We start from the raw sequence: 17,746 nt of genomic DNA on the forward strand, positions 1-17,746 counted from the left end.
CGGCATCTCGCGTCCGATGATCGCGATGTGCAAGGCGATGCGGGAGCTCGCCTCGGGCAATTTCGACGTCGTGCTGCCCGGCCTCGGCCGCAAGGACGAGATTGGCGAGATGGCCGGCGCGGTCGAGGAGTTCAAGGTTCAGGCGGTCGCCAAGGCCGAGCGCGATGCCGCCGCCAGCGAGGTCCAGAACCGGGAGCAGGCCGCAAGCCGCCGCGCCGAGCTGATCCGCTTTGCCGACGATTTCGAGAGCGCGGTCGGCGCCATCGTCTCCAACGTCTCGGCCTCGGCCGTGCAGCTGGAATCGGCGGCCTCGACGCTGACCCGCACCGCCGAGACCACCCAGAGCCTGTCGAGCCAGGTCGCCGGCGTCTCCGAGCAGGCCTCCTCCAACATGCAGTCGGTCGCGACCGCGACGGAAGAGCTCTCGGCCTCGGTCGAGGAGATCGGCCGCCAGGTCCGCGATTCCAGCCGCATCGCCGAGGCTGCCGTGGTGCAGGCCAAGGAAACCGACGGCCGCATCGGCAAGCTGTCGCATGCCGCCCAGCAGATCGGCGAGGTGGTCAAGCTGATCACGGCGATCGCCGAGCAGACCAACCTGCTCGCGCTCAACGCCACCATCGAGGCCGCCCGCGCCGGCGAGGCCGGCCGCGGCTTTGCGGTGGTTGCGAGCGAGGTGAAGTCGCTGGCGAGCCAGACCGCGAAGGCCACCGACGAGATCTCCTCGCACATCGCAGGCATGCAGGGCGCCACCGCCGAATCGGTTGCCGCGATCAAGGAGATCGGCACGACCATCGGCCAGATCTCGTCGATCTCGACCTCGATCGCGAGCGCGGTCGAGCAGCAGGGTGCGGCCACCCAGGAGATCGCCCGCAGCGTCCAGACCGTCGCCCAGGGCACCCAGGCCGCGGCCACCGATATCGGCGAGGTCAACCGCGGCGCCGCCGAGACCGGCTCGGCCTCGGAAGAGGTGCTGAACTCGGCCAAGACCCTGTCGAGCGAAAGCACCCGCCTCCGCGCCGAGCTCGACCGCTTCATGGGCAATATCCGGGCGGCGTAGGTTCGCAGCCTCTGAGGTCACGCTATCCCCCTCATACCCCGCCGTCGTCCCGGACAAGCGCGCCCTCAGGCGCGCGCCGATCCGGGACCCATACTCCCCAGGCGTCGTTGGGACGGACGGTGGCAACTCCGAGTCTTCGCCAAACCACTCCCTGTGGCTATGGATCCCGGATCGGCGCGCGCTTTGGGCGCGCTTGTCCGGGACGACAGCGGAGCAAGGGGTGCGGCAATCGATTTGTAACGGCGCGGGAAAGCGGGCCTTAACAATTCCCGCGTCACCTAACCGCCAGTTGCGGCGCCACAAATTTACCGCAGCTTATCCTTTGCCCCGTAACGTGCAGAAGAGTCGGGAAGCGGGCTGCTTCCGGGCTGCGCCTGGTTTTCCGCGAATGGAATGGGGTGGGGGAATGTCGGTCAAGTCCAAGTCGAGCGAATCCAAGTCGAGCCAATCCAAGTCGAGTCAATCGAAGCTGCCAACGCTGCGTTTTCGCGCAAAAATCATCCTCGGCTTCGTGGCGGTGCTCGCCATCCTCGCCGTCAGCATGACATTTGCCTATTTCGGCTTCGAGCGGATCGCTGGCGCTGTGGCATCCTACCGCACCAGCGTATCGGAAGCCGACCTGGCGCGGACGGTCGATCGCGACCTGATCGCCTATCAGGGACTGGCACGGGCCTATACCCTGACCGGCGCTGTGGATGACGAGACCGCGGCCAAGGCCGCTGAAGGGAATCTGAAGAGCGCGATCGCCAAGTCGATGGCCGCGACGACCGGCGCGGCCCGCCGCGAGCAGGTCGGCAAGCTCGAGGCCGAGTTCCAGAGCTTTACGAAAGTCTTCGGCGAGATCATCACGCTGACGCGCGCGAACAACAAGATCGCGGCCGACGAGCTCAACAGTGTCGGCAACAAGATCCGTTTCAAATTCGACGATCTCGCCGACACCGCAGCGCTGGCGGGCCTGAACTCGGTTCAGAGCACGGCCAAGGATGTCACCTCGCAATATCTGGCCGTCTCCACCTCGGTCAGCGCTTTCGTGGCCAAGCCGGAGCCGAAGACCGCCGACGGCGTGATCGCCCGCATCAAGTTCCTCGAGACGCTGCTGGTCTCCGTCTACGCGAACGACCAGAAGATCACGGATCGCGTCAAGGAGATCGGCGATCTCTTGAAGCAGTACCGCACCTCGTTCGCAAAGCTGACCGAGAACGTGAAGGTCATCGTCAAGCTGAACGGCGAGATGACCAAGACGGCGGCGACCATCCTCAAGCTCTCGGCCGAGCTGCGTTCGGATCTGACCGCGGACCAGCAACGCATCGAGGCGAGCGCCAATGCGACGATCGGAGAGACCGAGCAACTGATGCTGATGATGGCGCTGGGCGGGCTGGCCGTGGGTATCGTGCTGGCCTTGTGGCTCGGCAACGGCATCTCGCGTCCGATGATCGCGATGTGCAAGGCGATGCGGGAGCTCGCCTCGGGCAATTTCGACGTCGTGCTGCCCGGCCTCGGCCGCAAGGACGAGATTGGCGAGATGGCCGGCGCGGTCGAGGAGTTCAAGGTTCAGGCGGTCGCCAAGGCCGAGCGCGATGCCGCCGCCAGCGAGGTCCAGAACCGGGAGCAGGCCGCAAGCCGCCGCGCCGAGCTGATCCGCTTTGCCGACGATTTCGAGAGCGCGGTCGGCGCCATCGTCTCCAACGTCTCGGCCTCGGCCGTGCAGCTGGAATCGGCGGCCTCGACGCTGACCCGCACCGCCGAGACCACGCAGAGCCTGTCGAGCCAGGTCGCCGGCGTCTCCGAGCAGGCCTCCAGCAATATGCAATCGGTCGCGACCGCGACGGAAGAGCTCTCGGCCTCGGTCGAGGAGATCGGCCGCCAGGTCCGCGATTCCAGCCGCATCGCCGAGGCTGCCGTGGTGCAGGCCAAGGAAACCGACGGGCGGATCGGCAAGCTGTCGCATGCCGCCCAGCAGATCGGCGAGGTGGTCAAGCTGATCACGGCGATCGCCGAGCAGACCAACCTGCTCGCGCTCAACGCCACCATCGAGGCCGCCCGCGCCGGCGAGGCTGGCCGTGGCTTTGCCGTGGTTGCGAGCGAGGTGAAGTCGCTGGCGAGCCAGACCGCGAAGGCCACCGACGAGATCTCCTCGCACATCGCGGGCATGCAGGGCGCCACCGCCGAATCGGTTGCCGCGATCAAGGAGATCGGCACGACCATCGGCCAGATCTCGTCGATCTCGACCTCGATCGCGAGTGCGGTCGAGCAGCAGGGTGCGGCCACCCAGGAGATCGCCCGCAGCGTCCAGACCGTCGCGCAGGGCACCCAGGCCGCGGCCACCGATATCGGCGAGGTCAATCGCGGCGCCGCCGAGACCGGCTCGGCCTCGGAAGAGGTGCTGAATTCGGCGAAGACCCTGTCGAGCGAAAGCACCCGCCTCCGCGCCGAGCTCGACCGCTTCATGGGCAATATCCGGGCGGCGTAGGGGGCGCAGGCCTCTGAGGTCCGCGCCGCTGCCTCATTCTCCGCCGTCGTTCCGGACAAGCGCGCCCTCAGGCGCGCGCCGATCCGGGACCCATACTCCCAGGGAGCAGTTGCGGCGCAAGCTGGCAACTCCGAGTCTTCGCCAAGCGAACGCTGCGGAGTATGGGTCCCGGATCTGCGCTCCGCTCCCCGCACGCTGCGCGTTGCCGGGAGCTTTGCTTGTCCGGGACGACGGCGGAGTCAGAAGCGCGCGAGTCTTATTCCCTTCCGAACGCCCGCTTCAGCTCGACCTTCGCCCGCTCCAGCCGCGTGCGCTGCGTCTTCGGCAGTGTCTTGCCGGCGCGGTTGATGTAGAAGGTCAGCATCGACAGCGCGGAGCGGTAGGCGCCGGTCTTGCGGCGGGAGCTGTGCTCGGCCGAGCGCTTCAGCGAGGCCGCGATCTTCCGGGGATCCCTGAGCTTGAACACACCGCGCTCGAGATCGAGCGCGTCGCTCTCCTCAGTCACCCGTTGCGACCAGCGCTTCGGTGCTGCACGGCGACTTGACCTCTTGCGCGTCATGCTCGCCTTGCGACGCGCGGTGCTGCGCGCGCCTGTCTTCCGTGCGCCTGTCTTCCGTGAATGTGTCGTCTTTCTGACCTGAGCCATGCGTCAACTCCTTGGAGCTCAATCGGAAACGGGTGTCCTTGGAAGCTGTTCCCGTGGGAACCGGGCCTCATCGCAGACGTTGTCGCAAGTGGCAGGCTGAATGCCGCACCCCCAATGATCGGACCGACCCCGTCCACGTCCTGTGAACCGGGGCCGCTTCCATTGATCAGACGCAACAACCCGATGGAATTGCAACAAAACCCAGCGCTGAACTATGCACCCGTAGTCCCGGCGGCGACCGCGACCGACCGTATCGTCGAGACCAGCATTCCCTCGCGGCTCGACGCACTGCCGTGGAGCGGCTTTCACACCCGCGTCGTGCTCGCACTGGGCATCACCTGGATTCTCGACGGGCTCGAGGTCACTCTGGCCGGCGCGCTCTCGGGTGCGCTGAAGCAGAGTCCGTCGCTGCATTTCTCCAATCTCGATCTCGGCATCGCCAACTCCGCCTATCTCGCCGGCGCCGTGCTCGGCGCGCTCGGCTTCGGCTGGCTGACCGATCGCATCGGCCGCAAGAAGCTGTTCTTCATCACGCTCGCGCTCTATCTCTCGGCAACGGCCGCGACCGCGCTGTCGTGGGATGTCGCGAGCTACGCGCTATTCCGCTTCCTCACCGGCGCCGGCATCGGCGGCGAATACACCGCGATCAACTCGACCATCCAGGAGCTGGTGCCGGCACGCTATCGCGGCTGGACCGATCTCGTCATCAACGGCAGCTTCTGGATCGGTGCTGCGATGGGCGCTGTGGCGGCCATCGTGCTGCTCGATCCCGCAACGATCGGGCCTGATCTCGGCTGGCGGCTGGCTTATCTGATCGGTGCGGCCATCGGCCTCGTCGTGCTGTTGATGCGAATGTGGATCCCGGAAAGTCCGCGCTGGCTGATGATCCATGGCCGTCCCGACGAGGCCCATGCCATCGTCGACGGGATCGAGCGCTCGGTGATCGGGCAGGACCAGGATACGACCGACGGGCGCTTCACCAAGATCCGCTTGAAGATGCGCGATCACACGCCAATCCGTGAGGTCGTCCACACGTTGTTCTCGGCCTATCGCCAGCGTGCGCTGGTCGGCCTCGTGCTGATGAGCGCGCAGGCGTTCTTCTACAACGCCATCTTCTTCACCTTTGCGCTGGTGCTGACCGATTTCTACGGCATCAGCGCCGATCACGTCGGCTGGTACCTCTTACCCTTCGCTGCCGGCAATTTCCTCGGGCCCCTGCTGCTCGGCCGCCTGTTCGATACGCTCGGCCGCCGCGCCATGATCATGTTCACCTATGGCGCATCGGGCCTGTTGCTGGCGCTGTCAGGCTATCTGTTCTCGATCGGCGTGCTGAGCGCGCAGGGGCAGACCATCGCCTGGATGGTGATCTTCTTCTTTGCCTCGCCTGCCGCGAGCGCAGCCTATCTCACCGTCAGCGAGAACTTCCCGCTCGAAGTGCGCGCGCTGGCGATCGCGGTGTTCTATGCGGTCGGCACCGGCATCGGCGGCGTGATCGGGCCGGCGCTGTTCGGCGCGCTGATCGACACGGGATCGCGCAACAGCGTGTTCGCCGGCTATCTGCTGGGGGCAGTCCTGATGATCGCGGCTGCGATCGTGGCATGGCGCTATGCCGTCTCCGCGGAGCGCAAATCGCTCGAACACGTCGCACGCCCGCTCGCCTTTATGGAGTAGACTGATGAAATCGGAACTTGCGGAAATGGCGTTGGAAGAGAAGCGCACCATGCTGGATGACGATACGCCGGAGACGGTGCCGGTGCCGCATGCGCTGGTACCGCATCTCGATGAGATCGCCATTCTGCTCGACATCGACGGCACGCTGCTCGACCTGATGCCGACGCCGCGCGAGGTGTGGGTGCCGCCGGGCCTCTCGGAAACGCTGAAGCATCTGACCGAGCGCACCTCCGGGGCGCTGGCGCTGGTCAGCGGCCGCTCGCTCAACGACATCGATCTGATTTTCGCGCCCGACGTGTTTCGCGCCGTCGCCGGCCATGGCGCGGAGATGCGGTTGTCGGTGGAGAGTGAAGCAGATGACGTGCACGCGCCGCCGCTCGACAAGGAGCTGAAGCGGCGCCTGGCTGCCATCGCCAAGCTCAGCCCTGGCATCCTGCTCGAGGACAAGGGCTATTCGCTCGCGCTGCATTACCGCCTTGCGCCGCATGCGGAGAAGGCGATTTACGAAGCCGTTTCGCTGATCCGCGCCGATCTGCCCAGTGCGCCGATCGAGGTACTGCCGGGCAAGTTCGTCTGCGAGATCAAGCATTCCGGCTTCACCAAGGCGAGCGGCGTGCGCGAATTGATGAAGCACGAGCCGTTCAGCGGACGACGCCCGTTGTTCATCGGCGACGACGTCACCGATGAAACGGTGTTCGCGATCATGCCCGACATGGACGGGCTCGCCTTCTCGGTCGGCCGCCGCGCCATGGGCGTGAATGGCCACTTCGATGCGCCGAGCGATGTGCGTACCTTCCTTGCACGCCTGCTCGATCCGAGGTGAAACGAAGGCGGCGCCACCTCGCAGACATAAATCCCTCGGCCCCACACCGTTGCGCGCCGCAATGCATGCCGCGCAGCAGAAACGGAAAAGCTGTCTTTTGCAGCGAAATTCCCGAGTTTCCGCAAGCGAAGCGGGTTCCAACGCGCGCGCCCGATTTTGGTTTCAATTGGTTGAAACGATGATCAGGAACCATATTGATGAACGGCAGTTAAACGGGGTGGAATGAACAGGAGGGGACGACCTGTGAACTTGATCGTCGTTTCGAATCGCGTCGCCCGCGGCAAGCCCAGCGAGCCCATGACGGGCGGCCTTGCTGCGGCATTGCTTCCCGTGGTGGAACATTCTGGTGCGATCTGGGTCGGTTCTTCCGGCCGGGTGCGTGACGGCCATCAGAAGGAACCCTTCGCCGAGATCGAGGCGCTCGGGACGGGCGCGATTGCGACGCTGGATCTGCCGGCGGCGCATTACGGCGGCTATTACGAAGGCTTCGCCAATTCGGCACTGTGGCCGGCGCTGCATTCGCGCAGCGACCTGATCCGCGTCTCGCGCGAGGACTATGTCAGCTATCGCGAGGTCAACGCCTTCATGGCGCGGGCCCTGTTGCGCTTCCGAAAAGCCAAAACCGCGTTCTGGGTGCAGGATTATCATTTCCTCGCCCTTGGCGCCGAGCTGCGCGACCTCGGCGTCCATGATCCCCTCGGCTTCTTCCTGCATACGCCGTGGCCCGTCGCCGCGGTGATACAGGGCGTGCCCAACCATCGCGAGCTGATCACGGCGATGCTTGCCTACGATCTGCTCGGCTTCCAGACCGAGGAAGATCGCCAGAATTTTCTCGGTTATGTCGGCGGCGAGCTCGGCCTCGCCATCGAGGACGGCGTTGCGATCTCGCAGCATGGGCGCACGCGCTGCGAAGTCTTCCCCATCGGCATCGACGCGGAGAAGTTCGCGGCCTATGCCGCGAAATCGGCCTCGCATCCTGATGTATCGCGCCTGCGCCGCAGCCTCGACGGCGAGCGCCTCGCGATCGGCGTCGACCGGCTCGACTATTCCAAGGGCCTCGTCAACCGCATCAGCGCGTTCGACCGGCTCTGGACCGAGCAGCCGCAGTTTGCGCGCAGCATCTCGCTGCTCCAGATCGCCAATCCCTCGCGCGGCGGCATCGAGGCCTATGGCAATCTCCAGAATGAGGTCGCGCGCCTCGTCACCGACGTCAATGGCCGCCACGGCGAGGTCGACTGGACGCCGATCCGCTATTTGAACAAAGGCTTCAGCCAGACCGTGCTCGCGGGTCTCTATCGCACCGCGCAGATCGGCGTGGTGACGCCGCTGCACGACGGCATGAATCTCGTCGCCAAGGAATATGTCGCTGCGCAAAACCCGGTCGATCCCGGCGTGCTGGTGCTGTCGAAGTTCGCGGGCGCGGCCAACGAGCTCGACGCCGCGCTGCAGGTCAATCCGCACGACATCGACGGCATGGCCCGCGCGATTGCGGTCGCGGCATCCATGCCGCTCACCGAGCGCAAGATGCGCTGGGACGCGATGATGAAGAAGCTGCGCGGTCACACCATCCAGCAATGGTCCGGCGATTTCGTCGCCGAGCTCGAGAAGTGCCGCACCGAGAAGGCCGCTGTCGCCCCGCTCGCAGCCCAGCCGCCGCAGGCGCTGCGCTGGCTGAAGTCGGCGATATCGGGCGTGCGGTTGATCTAGTTCTTCTCCCTCTCCCGTTCTTGCGGGGAGAGGTGAAAAACGGCACCTCAATAGCAATACGACACGCCATCCAGAATCGCGCATCGCCGCTTGTTCGGCGCGTTGGGATCGTCCAGCGGCACCACGCCCTTGCCCTGGCCGACGAACACGCCGGGCCCGACATGCACCGAGCTCTTGTTGCCGATGATGACGCTCTGATGCGGCGTCGAGCTGGAGCGCGTGCCGTCCGGCCAGAGGATGGCGTCGCCCGAAAGCACCCCGCGCCGGCCATCGTCGCAACTGACGTCGACGCCCTGCCGGGTGCAGACTTGGGCCAGGGCCGGGGCGGCAAAGGCGGAGCCGAGAGCCGAAATCAGGCCAAGGGCGGCGATGGTCTTGCAGATGGTCATGGCGTCACCGGTGGTGTTTGGCGGCTTGCCGTGAATCGTCGCGCCAAACCCGCCTGCGGTTCAGCCGGCAGGTGGGTCAAGGCACGTATGAGGCAAGATATTATCCTGCAAATACAATAAGTTGCGGAAAAATCGCCGGATATCCCCGCGATCCCTTGCAAAATCGTCGGCGCCCCTTCAAGAGAGGGCGCTCCGGAGAGATGGCCGAGTGGCTTAAGGCGCACGCTTGGAAAGCGTGTGTGCGGGAAACCGTACCGTGGGTTCGAATCCCACTCTCTCCGCCAGCCTTCGCAAACGAAGTTTGCGCAAGGCTGTCACGCCGAAGCCCGCAGGTCGAAGGTGGACTCGTTGCCGTTTGCTTCGGCTCGGCAAGCCGGTCGGGGTCAAGCTTCTTCTGAGCCCTCCGCCACCTCACCCCACCAATTTCCACTTCCCATCTCCCACCCGCTTCAGCGCGGGGTCGCTCACCCGCACGTGCTCGGCCAGGAAATCGATGAACGTGCGCACGCGTGCCGGGAGCGGGGCGGTGTGGCCGACATAGACGGCGTGAATGTCTTCGCGGTCGCCGGGATTGTAGCCTTGCAGCACCGGGACGAGGCGGCCGGATTGGATGTCGGGGCCGATGTGGAAGAGGGCGAGGCGCGCGAGACCGACACCGCCGAGGCAGAGGCGGCGGGCGGCTTCGCCGTCGCTGGCGCGCGCGACGGGCGGGGGCAGGGCCTCCTCGGTGTGGTCGCCACGCCTGAACGGCCAGCCGCGGATGCTGCGCGGAAAGGTCCAGCCGATGCCGCGGTGATCGGCGAGATCGGCCGGTGTCTTCGGCGTGCCGCAGCGGGCGAGATAGTCCGGCGCGCCGACCACGACCATGCGGCTGGTGCCGAGCTTTCGCGCGACCAGGCGCGATGCCCGCAACGGGCCGACGCGAATGGCGACGTCGGCACGCTCCTGCATCAGGTCGACCACGGTATCGGTCAGCACGAGGTCGAGCGTGACGTCGGGATGCTGCTTCAGAAAGCGCGGGATCAACGGCATCACATGCAGCATGCCGAAGGGAATGTTGCAATTGACCGTGAGGCGGCCGCGCGGCGCTGCACCTGAGGCCGCCTCGCGCTCGGCCTCCTCCATCTCGGCGAGGATGCGCAACGAGCGCTCGTAGAAGGCCTGGCCTTCCGCCGTCAGCGTCAGCTTGCGCGTGGTGCGGTTGACCAGCCGCGCGCCGAGGCGCGCCTCCAGCCGCGAGATCAGCTTGCTGACGCCCGACGGCGTCAGGCGCAGCTTTCGCGCGGCCTGGGTGAAGCCACCGAGGTCGACGACGCGGACGAAGACCTCCATCTCGGCCGAGCGATTGGTGTCGAAACGGGCCATGTTGAATTCACGTCACAAATGATTGGATTGCGGACATTCTAACGGTTTCGCCGCAGCGCCGCTATCTGCGTGGCTCGTCTCATCCCTTGGAGCAACGCATGCCTCCCGCCGTCCTCGCGCTCACCGCCGGTGCCTTCGGCATCGGCACCACTGAATTCATCATCATGGGCTTGCTGCTGCAGGTCGCCGCCGACATGCATGTCTCGGTGCCGGTCGCGGGCCTGCTGATATCAGGCTATGCGCTCGGCGTGTTCGTCGGCGCGCCGGTGTTGACGCTGGCGACGCGGCGGATGCCGCGGAAAACGGTGCTGCTGGCGCTGATGGCGATCTTCACGCTGGGCAATGCGGCTTGCGCGCTGGCGCCCACTTACGAATTGCTGATGGCCGCGCGCGTGCTGACCTCGCTCGCCCACGGCACGTTCTTCGGTGTCGGTTCGGTCGTGGCCACCGGCCTCGTCGCCGAGGACAAGCGCGCGTCTGCGATCGCCACCATGTTCATCGGCCTGACGGTCGCGACGCTGCTGGGTGTGCCCTTCGGCGCCTGGTTTGGCCTGATGCTCGGCTGGCGCGCGGCGTTCTGGGCGGTGACGGTCATCGGCGTGATTGCGTTCGCGGTGGTCGCGCTGCTCGTCCCCGGCCATGTCGGCAATGGCGACAAGCCGATCTCGCTTGCCGAAGAAGTGGCCGTGCTCGGCCGGCCGCAGGTGCTGCTCGGCCTTGCCATGACCGTGTTCGGCTTCGCCGGACTGTTCGCCGTCTTCACCTATATCCAGCCGATCCTGACGCGCTTCACCGGCTTTTCGGAAGCTGCCGTCTCGCCGATCCTGCTGGTGTTCGGCGCCGGCCTTGCGGTCGGCAACGTCGCAGGCGGCCGGCTTGCGGACCGCGGTCTCGCACGGGCCCTGACCGGCACGCTAGCCGCGCTTGCGATCGTGCTGCTTGGCCTGGCCGCCGTGCTATCGATCAAGATTCTTTCCATCGCGCTGATCCTGCTGCTTGGCATCGCCGCCTTCGCAACCGTCGCCCCGCTCCAGCTTCGTGTGCTGGAGGCCGCCGGCCCCAGCGGTCGCACGCTCGCTTCCAGCCTCAACATCGCCGCGTTCAATCTCGGCAACGCACTCGGCGCCTGGGCCGGCGGCGTCACCATCGACCGCGGGCTCGGTCTGTCCGCGCTGCCGCTGGTTGCGGCCGGGATCACGGCCATTGGTCTCGTGCTGGCGCTGTGGAGTCTCCAGCTCGATCGCACGGCGACCGCAGTCGCGGCGTGCCCGGCGGAATAGGAGAGCGATCATGGAATACCGCAATCTCGGCGCTTCCGGGCTCAAAGTCCCCGTCCTCAGCTTCGGCACCGGCACGTTCGGCGGCCAGGGTCCGTTGTTCTCCGCCTGGGGCCGCAGCGGCACCGATGAGGCCCGCAGGCTCGTCGATATCTGCCTCGATGCCGGCGTCAATCTGTTCGACAGCGCCGATGTCTACTCGAACGGCGCCTCCGAGGAGATCCTCGGTGCTGCGATCAAGGGGCGCCGCGACAAGGTGCTGATCTCGACCAAGATGAGCCTGCCGATGGGCGACGGTCCGCTCGATGCCGGCTCGTCGCGGCAGCGGCTGCTTGCCTCGGTCGACGCGGCGTTGCGCCGGCTCGGCACCGACCATGTCGACCTGCTTCAGCTCCACGCCTTCGACGCGTTCACGCCGATCGAGGAGGTGCTGTCCACGCTCGATACGCTCGTGCGCGCCGGCAAGCTGCGCTATGTCGGCGTCTCGAATTTCGCCGGCTGGCAGCTGATGAAGTCGCTCGCCATCGCGGACCGGCATGGCCGGCCGCGCTATGTCGCGCACCAGGTCTATTACTCGCTGCTCGGGCGCGACTATGAATGGGAGCTGATGCCGCTCGCGCGCGATCAGGGCATCGGCGCACTGGTCTGGAGCCCGCTGGGCTGGGGCCGGCTCACCGGAAAGATCCGGCGCGGCCAGCCGCTGCCGCAAGGAAGCCGTCTGCATGCCACCGCACAGTTCGGTCCGCCCGTGGACGATGCGCGCCTCTACGCCGTCGTTGACGTGCTGGATGCGATTGCCGCGGCGACCGGTCGTACCGTGCCACAGGTCGCGATTGCCTGGCTGCTGTCGCGTCCCACGGTCTCCTCCGTGATCATCGGGGCGCGCGACGAGGCGCAGCTGCGCGACAATCTCGGCGCCGTCGGCTGGTCGCTGAGCGCGGACCAGATCGAGCGGCTCGATGAGGTCAGCGGGGTGATGCCGCCTTATCCGTACTATCCCTATCGCGTCCAGGAGGGCTTTGCGCGGATCAATCCACCGTTGGTGTAGGAGCTCGCTCATGGAAGGCCGCGATTGCGACAGAGCGTCGCGACAATCCGCCATGCAGAATCGCGCCTGTACAGGGTCCCACGTCGTCCCTAACCTCCGCCGCGCAATTTTAGGAGATGCGGCGTGGCGAAGAAGACGGCGACCAAGAAGAAAAGTGTGTTGAAGAAGACGGCGAAGACCTCGAGGAAGGTGGGCTCCGGCCGCAAGAGTGCCGTCGCCAAGTCGGCCAAAAAGGCCGCTGCCGGAAAATCGGCGAAGCCGCGGCGTCCGAAGGGGCCGGCCTGGCAATGGTCGGCGGTCGAGACCGCGGCTGCGATCCGGTCCGGCGCCATCTCGGCAGTCGAGGCGGTCGAAGCGCATCTCGAACGGATGCGCACCGTCAATCCGCGGCTGAACGCCGTCGTCGTCGATCTCTCGGAAGAAGCGCTTGCCGCGGCCCATGCGGCCGACAAGCAGCGCGCCAGGGGTGGCGAGCTAGGCCTCCTGCACGGCGTGCCTGTGACCATCAAGGAAAACGTCGACTACCAGGGCCGGCCGAATTTCAACGGCGTGCCCGCCAACAAGAACCTGGTCGCACCCTCCGATGCGCCTGTTGTCCGCAACCTGAAGAAGGCCGGCGCGATCGTCATCGGGCTGACCAATACGCCGGAATTCTCCTTCCGCGGGTTCACCGACAATCCCCTGCACGGGCTGACGCTCAACCCCTGGGATCCCGATATCACCTGCGGCGGCTCGTCGGGCGGCGCGGGCTCGGCGGTCGCGGCGGGCATCGGCACCATCGCCCACGGCAACGACATCGGCGGCTCGCTGCGCTGGCCGGCGCATTGCAACGGCGTCGCCACCATCAAGCCGACGCAGGGCCGCATCCCCGCCTTCAACGGAAGCGCAACGGCGGAGCGGCCGATGCTGGCGCATCTGATGTCGGCGCAGGGGCCGCTCGCGCGCCACGTCGCCGACGTCCGCCTCGCCTTGGAAGTCATGAGCCAGCGCGATCCGCGCGATCCCTGGTGGGTGCCGGCACCGCTGGTCGGCGAGAGGCCGAAGGGGCCGATCAAGGTCGCGCTGGCAAAAATCCCCGAGGACATGGACGTCGATCGGTCTGTCGCCGCGGCGCTGCGCCAGGCTGCCGATCATCTCGAACGGTCCGGCTATCGCGTCAGCGAGGTCGACGTGCCCGACATCAACGGGGTCTGGCAGACCTGGTGCGACATCATCACCAACGAAACCGTGGTGATGCAGGAGGCCGGCATGCTGAAGGTCACGTCCGAAGATTTTCACAAGTCCTGGGACGGCATGAAGGCCAAGGCCAACGTGCTCGATCTCAAGACCTGGATGCAGGCGACCGCCGCGCGCAGCGGTCACATCCGCGCCTGGCAATTGTTCTTCGAGGAGTATCCGGTCGTGCTGGCGCCGACCACGGTGAAGCCGACGCCGGGCCCGCGTGACGACACCGTCAGCGCCGAGCGCGTGCGCGAGATCTTCTGGGGCGAGATCCGCTTCATCTCCGCCATCAACGTGCTCGGGCTGCCCGGCGCGGTGGTGCCGGTGGCGCTCCATGACGGCAAGCCGATCGGCGTGCAGCTGATTGCCGGGCGCTATCGCGAGGATCTCGCACTCGATGCCGCGGCCGCGATCGAAAAGCGCGTCGGCGTGCTTGCACACCGGCTGTGGGAGACGATGGGCTGAGGCTGCGAGCTGTTTCAGCGTTGACGGTGGCCCCTCGCCCCTTGTGGGCGAGGGTGGCTCCGCGCGTTCGTTAATCCGCTTTAACCCGAATTCCAGTCAATTCGCGAGCAAGCATTAGGGTTACTTCCTCGATCTCTAGGCGAATTATTGTCCGCTTTACCACCCGCCTCTAACAGAGGGACGGCGGACAACGCACATGCCTCATACAGGCAAATAAGTGCGGCCCGCTCCACGCGGAGGTGGCACGATGCGCAACGAGACGATCGCTATTCACGCCGGCTACGAGCCCGAAGCCACCACGCACGCGGTGGCGGTGCCGATCTACCAGACCGCGGCCTATGCCTTCGACAGCGCCGATCATGGCGCAGCCTTGTTCAATCTCGAGACCGAAGGCTTTCGTTACAGCCGCATCGCCAATCCGACCAGCGCGGTGCTGGAGAAACGCATCGCCCAGCTTGAAGGCGGCGTCGGCGCGCTTGCGGTCGCGACCGGGCAGGCCGCACTGCATTTCGCCTTCGTCAACGTCGCCGATCACGGCGGCAACATCGTGTCCGTGCCGCAGCTCTACGGCACCACGCACACGCTGCTGTCCCACATCCTGCCGCGCCAGGGCATCGCCGGCCGCTTCGCCAAGAGCGACAAGCCTGAGGCGGTCGCGAAGCTGATCGACGAGAACACCCGCGCCGTGTTCGCCGAGACCATCGGCAATCCCGCCGGCAATGTCTGCGATATCGAGGCGCTGGCTAGAATCGCCCATGCGCATGGCGTGCCGCTGATCGTCGACAACACCGTCGCCACCCCGATCCTGCTCAAGCCGTTCGACTACGGCGCCGACATCGCCGTGCACTCGCTGACCAAGTTCCTGGGCGGTCACGGCACCACGCTCGGCGGTGCCATCGTCGATTCCGGCAACTTCCCCTGGGCCAAATACGCCGACCGTTTCCCGGCCTACAACAAGCCCGACGCCTCCTATCACGGCCTCGTCTATGCCGAGCGCTTTGGCAAGACCGCCTATATCGAGCGCGCGCGCAGCGTCTATCAGCGCACCATGGGCTCGGTGCTGTCGCCGTTCAACGCCTTCCTACTGCTCCAGGGCATCGAGACCGTGGCGCTGCGCATGGAGCGCCATGTCGAGAACGCCCGCAAGGTCGCCGAATTCCTGCGTGGCGATCCGCGCGTGGCCTGGGTCAATTATACGGGCTTCCCGGACAGCCCATATTATCCGCTGGTGCAGAAGTACCTGAATGGCAACGCCTCCTCGCTGTTCACCTTCGGCATCAAGGGCGGCATGGAGGCCGGCAAGACCTTCTACGATGCGCTGAAGCTGATCACGCGGCTCGTCAATATCGGCGATGCCAAGTCGCTCGCCTGTCATCCGGCCTCGACCACCCACCGGCAGATGTCGGCGGAGCAGCAGCGCGTCGCCGGCGTGCTGCCGGAGACCATCCGTCTGTCGATCGGCATCGAGCATGTCTCTGATATCATCGAGGACATCGACCAGGCGCTGGAAAAGGCCTGCCCGTCGGCGCGCCGCGAGGCTGCGGAGTAGGCGGCGCGGTCCATGACGATCTTGATCGACAAGGATCAGGTCATCGCGGGCCCGACGCTGGTGCCGGCCGCGCACGATCTCGCGCGCAATGCCGGCGCCGAGCTCACCATCGGTCTCGTCAACAACATGCCGGATGCCGCCTTGAAGGCGACCGAGCGGCAGTTCATGAAGCTGCTTCAGGCCGCAGCGGGCTCGCGCCGTATCCGCTTTCACTGCTTCTCGCTTCCCAGCGTGAAGCGGTCGCCGGAAGCGAAATGGCATGTCGAGAGCGAGTATTCCGACCTTTCCGATCTCGAACACGGCAAGTTCGACGGCCTGATCGTGACAGGTGCAGAGCCGATCGCGCCCGAACTCGACCGGGAGCCGTACTGGCGCGACCTCACGAACCTGATCGACTGGGCCAAGATCAACACGCGCTCGACGATCTGGTCGTGCCTTGCCGCGCATGCCGCGGTGCTCCATCTCGACCGCATTGAGCGGCGGCGGCTGCCGGCCAAGTGCCACGGCATTTTCGATTGCGACGTCGTGACGAGCGATTCCCTGACCCGTGCTGCGCCTGCGCCGCTCAAGGTTTCGCATTCACGCCTGAACGAGATCGCCGAGAGCGATCTTGTGCAGGCCGGTTATCAGGTGCTGACACGCTCGGAGGAGGCCGGCGTCGACGTCTTCGTTCGCGAATATGCCAGCCGTTTCGTGTTCTTCCAGGGCCACCCGGAATATGACGCGCTGTCGCTCCAGCGCGAATATCTGCGCGACATCGGCCGCTATCTCGCGCGGGAGCGCGAGAACTATCCGCGCCTGCCGGTGAGCTATTTTGACGCAGCGACGGAAGAGAAGCTGGCCCGCTTCGAGAGGAAGGCGGCACACCAGCGCCATCCGGCGCTCACCAACGAGCTGCCTGGGCTGAACTTGCGCGCCGATATCGGCGCCGGCAATGCGGCGGCGGTGCTCTTCCGCAATTGGTTGCGCTATCTCGGCGCGGGCGCCGACGCGGCGGCGGCGCGCTAGCCGAAGGGGTCTTGGTGTCGCGTTAGGATTACCCAAGCGTTGGGCTTGCCTCAACCTGCGCACGAATGTTTCAGTAGAGAAATAGGACATCACGGGAAACGCAGCGTGTGGTCGGCACTCCAGGGACGTGTGAGCAATCGGCTGGCCCGGCATTTCCGCGCCGCGCCGCACCGGCTGCCCGCGCATGCGCCCATGGTGAGCTTCACCTTCGACGATGCCCCCGATAGCGCCGCTGGCGAGGGCGCGGAGCTTCTGGAGCAACATGGCGGCCGCGGCACCTATTACCTCGCCGGCAGCCTGATCGATCGTCCCTCGGATCATTGGCATGGCCTGTCGAACGATGCGATCGTGCGACTTCACCGCGCCGGGCACGAGATTGCCTGCCACACCTTCTCGCACCGGAGCTCGGCCACGCTCGACGAGGCCGCGATGGCTCGCGAGATCGAGCGGAACCGCAGTCATTTCCGCGGCATCGATTCCTCCATCACGCTGGAGAATTTCGCCTATCCCTATGGGATCGCCTCGATCTGGCGCAAGCCGCAACTTGCGAAGGCCTTCCATTCCGCGCGTGGCATCCTGCCCGGTGTCAACAGCGGCGTCATCGACCTCCAGTTCCTGCGCGCCTCGCCCTTGGTCGATTGCGAGATCGACCAGGCGGGGATCGATCGCTATTTCGACGAGGCGGTCGCAAGCGGCGGCTGGCTGATCTTCTACGGCCACGACGTCGCCGACAGGCCAAGCCCTTACGGCTGCACGCCGCATTTGATGCGTCATGCGCTGGAGGCGGCCGGCAAGCGCTACATGCCGATCGTGACCGTCGCAGAGGCGCTGCGACGAATCGGGGCGTAGCTCTTTCTTCACCTCTCCCCGCTTGCGGGGAGAGGTCGGATTGCATCGAAGATGCGATCCGGGTGAGGGGGTACAGGTCCATCGGCGATCCCATGCGCGGAGAGAGGCTCCTCACCCCGACGCTCCCAGCGCGAGCGAAGCTCGTCGCGCCCCCGTAAGAACGGGGAGAGGGAGACGAAGCAGCGTTGCCTGCCCCCCAAA

At 66.0% G+C, this 17,746-nt stretch carries 14 protein-coding genes and 1 tRNA gene; 12 read left to right on the top strand and 3 right to left on the bottom strand.

Going from position 1 to position 17,746, the window contains the following annotated elements:
- Both JQ566_RS25825 and JQ566_RS25830 read left to right on the top strand, forming a co-directional pair.
- On the top strand, nucleotides 1-1,057 hold a 1,057-nt coding region (locus tag JQ566_RS25825; protein ID WP_212377588.1), incomplete at its 5' end, for a methyl-accepting chemotaxis protein.
- 406 nt (nucleotides 1,058-1,463) lie between these two features.
- The gene (locus tag JQ566_RS25830; protein ID WP_249139810.1) at nucleotides 1,464-3,527 is read left to right on the top strand and encodes a methyl-accepting chemotaxis protein; all 2,064 of its coding nucleotides are present in this window, start codon (nucleotides 1,464-1,466) and stop codon (nucleotides 3,525-3,527) included.
- A 256-nt stretch (nucleotides 3,528-3,783) separates the two neighbouring features.
- On the opposite strand, the gene JQ566_RS25835 is transcribed toward JQ566_RS25830, so the two are convergent.
- Nucleotides 3,784-4,173 carry a DUF3175 domain-containing protein gene (locus JQ566_RS25835; protein WP_212377594.1) on the bottom strand — a complete coding sequence of 130 codons (390 nt, stop codon included), beginning with the start codon at nucleotides 4,171-4,173 and terminating at the stop codon, nucleotides 3,784-3,786.
- 183 nt (nucleotides 4,174-4,356) lie between these two features.
- On the opposite strand from JQ566_RS25835, the gene JQ566_RS25840 reads away from it, so the two are divergent.
- The 3 genes from JQ566_RS25840 (at nucleotide 4,357) to JQ566_RS25850 (ending at nucleotide 8,374) form a co-directional block, all read left to right on the top strand.
- Nucleotides 4,357-5,844, top strand: coding sequence for an MFS transporter (locus JQ566_RS25840; protein ID WP_212377597.1), 1,488 nt, complete (start codon nucleotides 4,357-4,359; stop codon nucleotides 5,842-5,844).
- Between the two features lie 4 nt (nucleotides 5,845-5,848).
- The gene (otsB, locus tag JQ566_RS25845) at nucleotides 5,849-6,667 is read left to right on the top strand and encodes a trehalose-phosphatase (RefSeq protein WP_212377599.1); all 819 of its coding nucleotides are present in this window, start codon (nucleotides 5,849-5,851) and stop codon (nucleotides 6,665-6,667) included.
- 243 nt (nucleotides 6,668-6,910) lie between these two features.
- Entirely contained in the window at nucleotides 6,911-8,374 is a 1,464-nt protein-coding gene (locus JQ566_RS25850; RefSeq protein WP_212377601.1) for a trehalose-6-phosphate synthase, read from the top strand.
- Between the two features lie 47 nt (nucleotides 8,375-8,421).
- Here the strand turns inward: JQ566_RS25850 and JQ566_RS25855 are convergent, their stop codons facing one another.
- Complete coding sequence (locus tag JQ566_RS25855) at nucleotides 8,422-8,763, bottom strand: hypothetical protein (protein WP_212377604.1); 342 nt, start codon at nucleotides 8,761-8,763, stop codon at nucleotides 8,422-8,424.
- 194 nt (nucleotides 8,764-8,957) lie between these two features.
- On the opposite strand from JQ566_RS25855, the gene JQ566_RS25860 reads away from it, so the two are divergent.
- Nucleotides 8,958-9,047, top strand: a tRNA-Ser gene (locus JQ566_RS25860).
- A 127-nt stretch (nucleotides 9,048-9,174) separates the two neighbouring features.
- On the opposite strand, the gene JQ566_RS25865 is transcribed toward JQ566_RS25860, so the two are convergent.
- The gene (locus JQ566_RS25865) at nucleotides 9,175-10,128 is read right to left on the bottom strand and encodes a LysR family transcriptional regulator (protein ID WP_212377607.1); all 954 of its coding nucleotides are present in this window, start codon (nucleotides 10,126-10,128) and stop codon (nucleotides 9,175-9,177) included.
- Between the two features lie 98 nt (nucleotides 10,129-10,226).
- On the opposite strand from JQ566_RS25865, the gene JQ566_RS25870 reads away from it, so the two are divergent.
- The 6 genes from JQ566_RS25870 to JQ566_RS25895 all read left to right on the top strand — a co-directional run bounded on the left by JQ566_RS25870 (nucleotide 10,227) and on the right by JQ566_RS25895 (nucleotide 17,545).
- Nucleotides 10,227-11,408 carry an MFS transporter gene (locus tag JQ566_RS25870; protein ID WP_212377610.1) on the top strand — a complete coding sequence of 394 codons (1,182 nt, stop codon included), beginning with the start codon at nucleotides 10,227-10,229 and terminating at the stop codon, nucleotides 11,406-11,408.
- A 10-nt stretch (nucleotides 11,409-11,418) separates the two neighbouring features.
- A complete protein-coding gene (locus JQ566_RS25875; protein WP_212377613.1) occupies nucleotides 11,419-12,453 on the top strand; it encodes an aldo/keto reductase in 1,035 nt (344 codons plus the stop codon).
- Nucleotides 12,454-12,576: 123 nt separating this feature from the next.
- Nucleotides 12,577-14,139 carry an amidase family protein gene (locus JQ566_RS25880; protein ID WP_212377616.1) on the top strand — a complete coding sequence of 521 codons (1,563 nt, stop codon included), beginning with the start codon at nucleotides 12,577-12,579 and terminating at the stop codon, nucleotides 14,137-14,139.
- A gap of 247 nt (nucleotides 14,140-14,386) precedes the next feature.
- The gene (locus JQ566_RS25885) at nucleotides 14,387-15,688 is read left to right on the top strand and encodes an O-acetylhomoserine aminocarboxypropyltransferase/cysteine synthase family protein (RefSeq protein ID WP_212377619.1); all 1,302 of its coding nucleotides are present in this window, start codon (nucleotides 14,387-14,389) and stop codon (nucleotides 15,686-15,688) included.
- Nucleotides 15,689-15,700: 12 nt separating this feature from the next.
- Nucleotides 15,701-16,696 (top strand): homoserine O-succinyltransferase MetA, encoded by a 996-nt coding sequence (metA, locus tag JQ566_RS25890; RefSeq protein ID WP_212377622.1) that lies wholly within the window; start codon nucleotides 15,701-15,703, stop codon nucleotides 16,694-16,696.
- A gap of 105 nt (nucleotides 16,697-16,801) precedes the next feature.
- Nucleotides 16,802-17,545, top strand: a complete 744-nt coding sequence (locus JQ566_RS25895; RefSeq protein ID WP_212377625.1) for a polysaccharide deacetylase family protein — start codon at nucleotides 16,802-16,804, stop codon at nucleotides 17,543-17,545.
- Nucleotides 17,546-17,746 lie beyond the last annotated feature (201 nt).

The sequence above is a fragment of the Bradyrhizobium sp. SZCCT0231 genome (genome assembly GCF_018130245.1).
Lineage (GTDB): Bacteria > Pseudomonadota > Alphaproteobacteria > Rhizobiales > Xanthobacteraceae > Bradyrhizobium > Bradyrhizobium japonicum_F.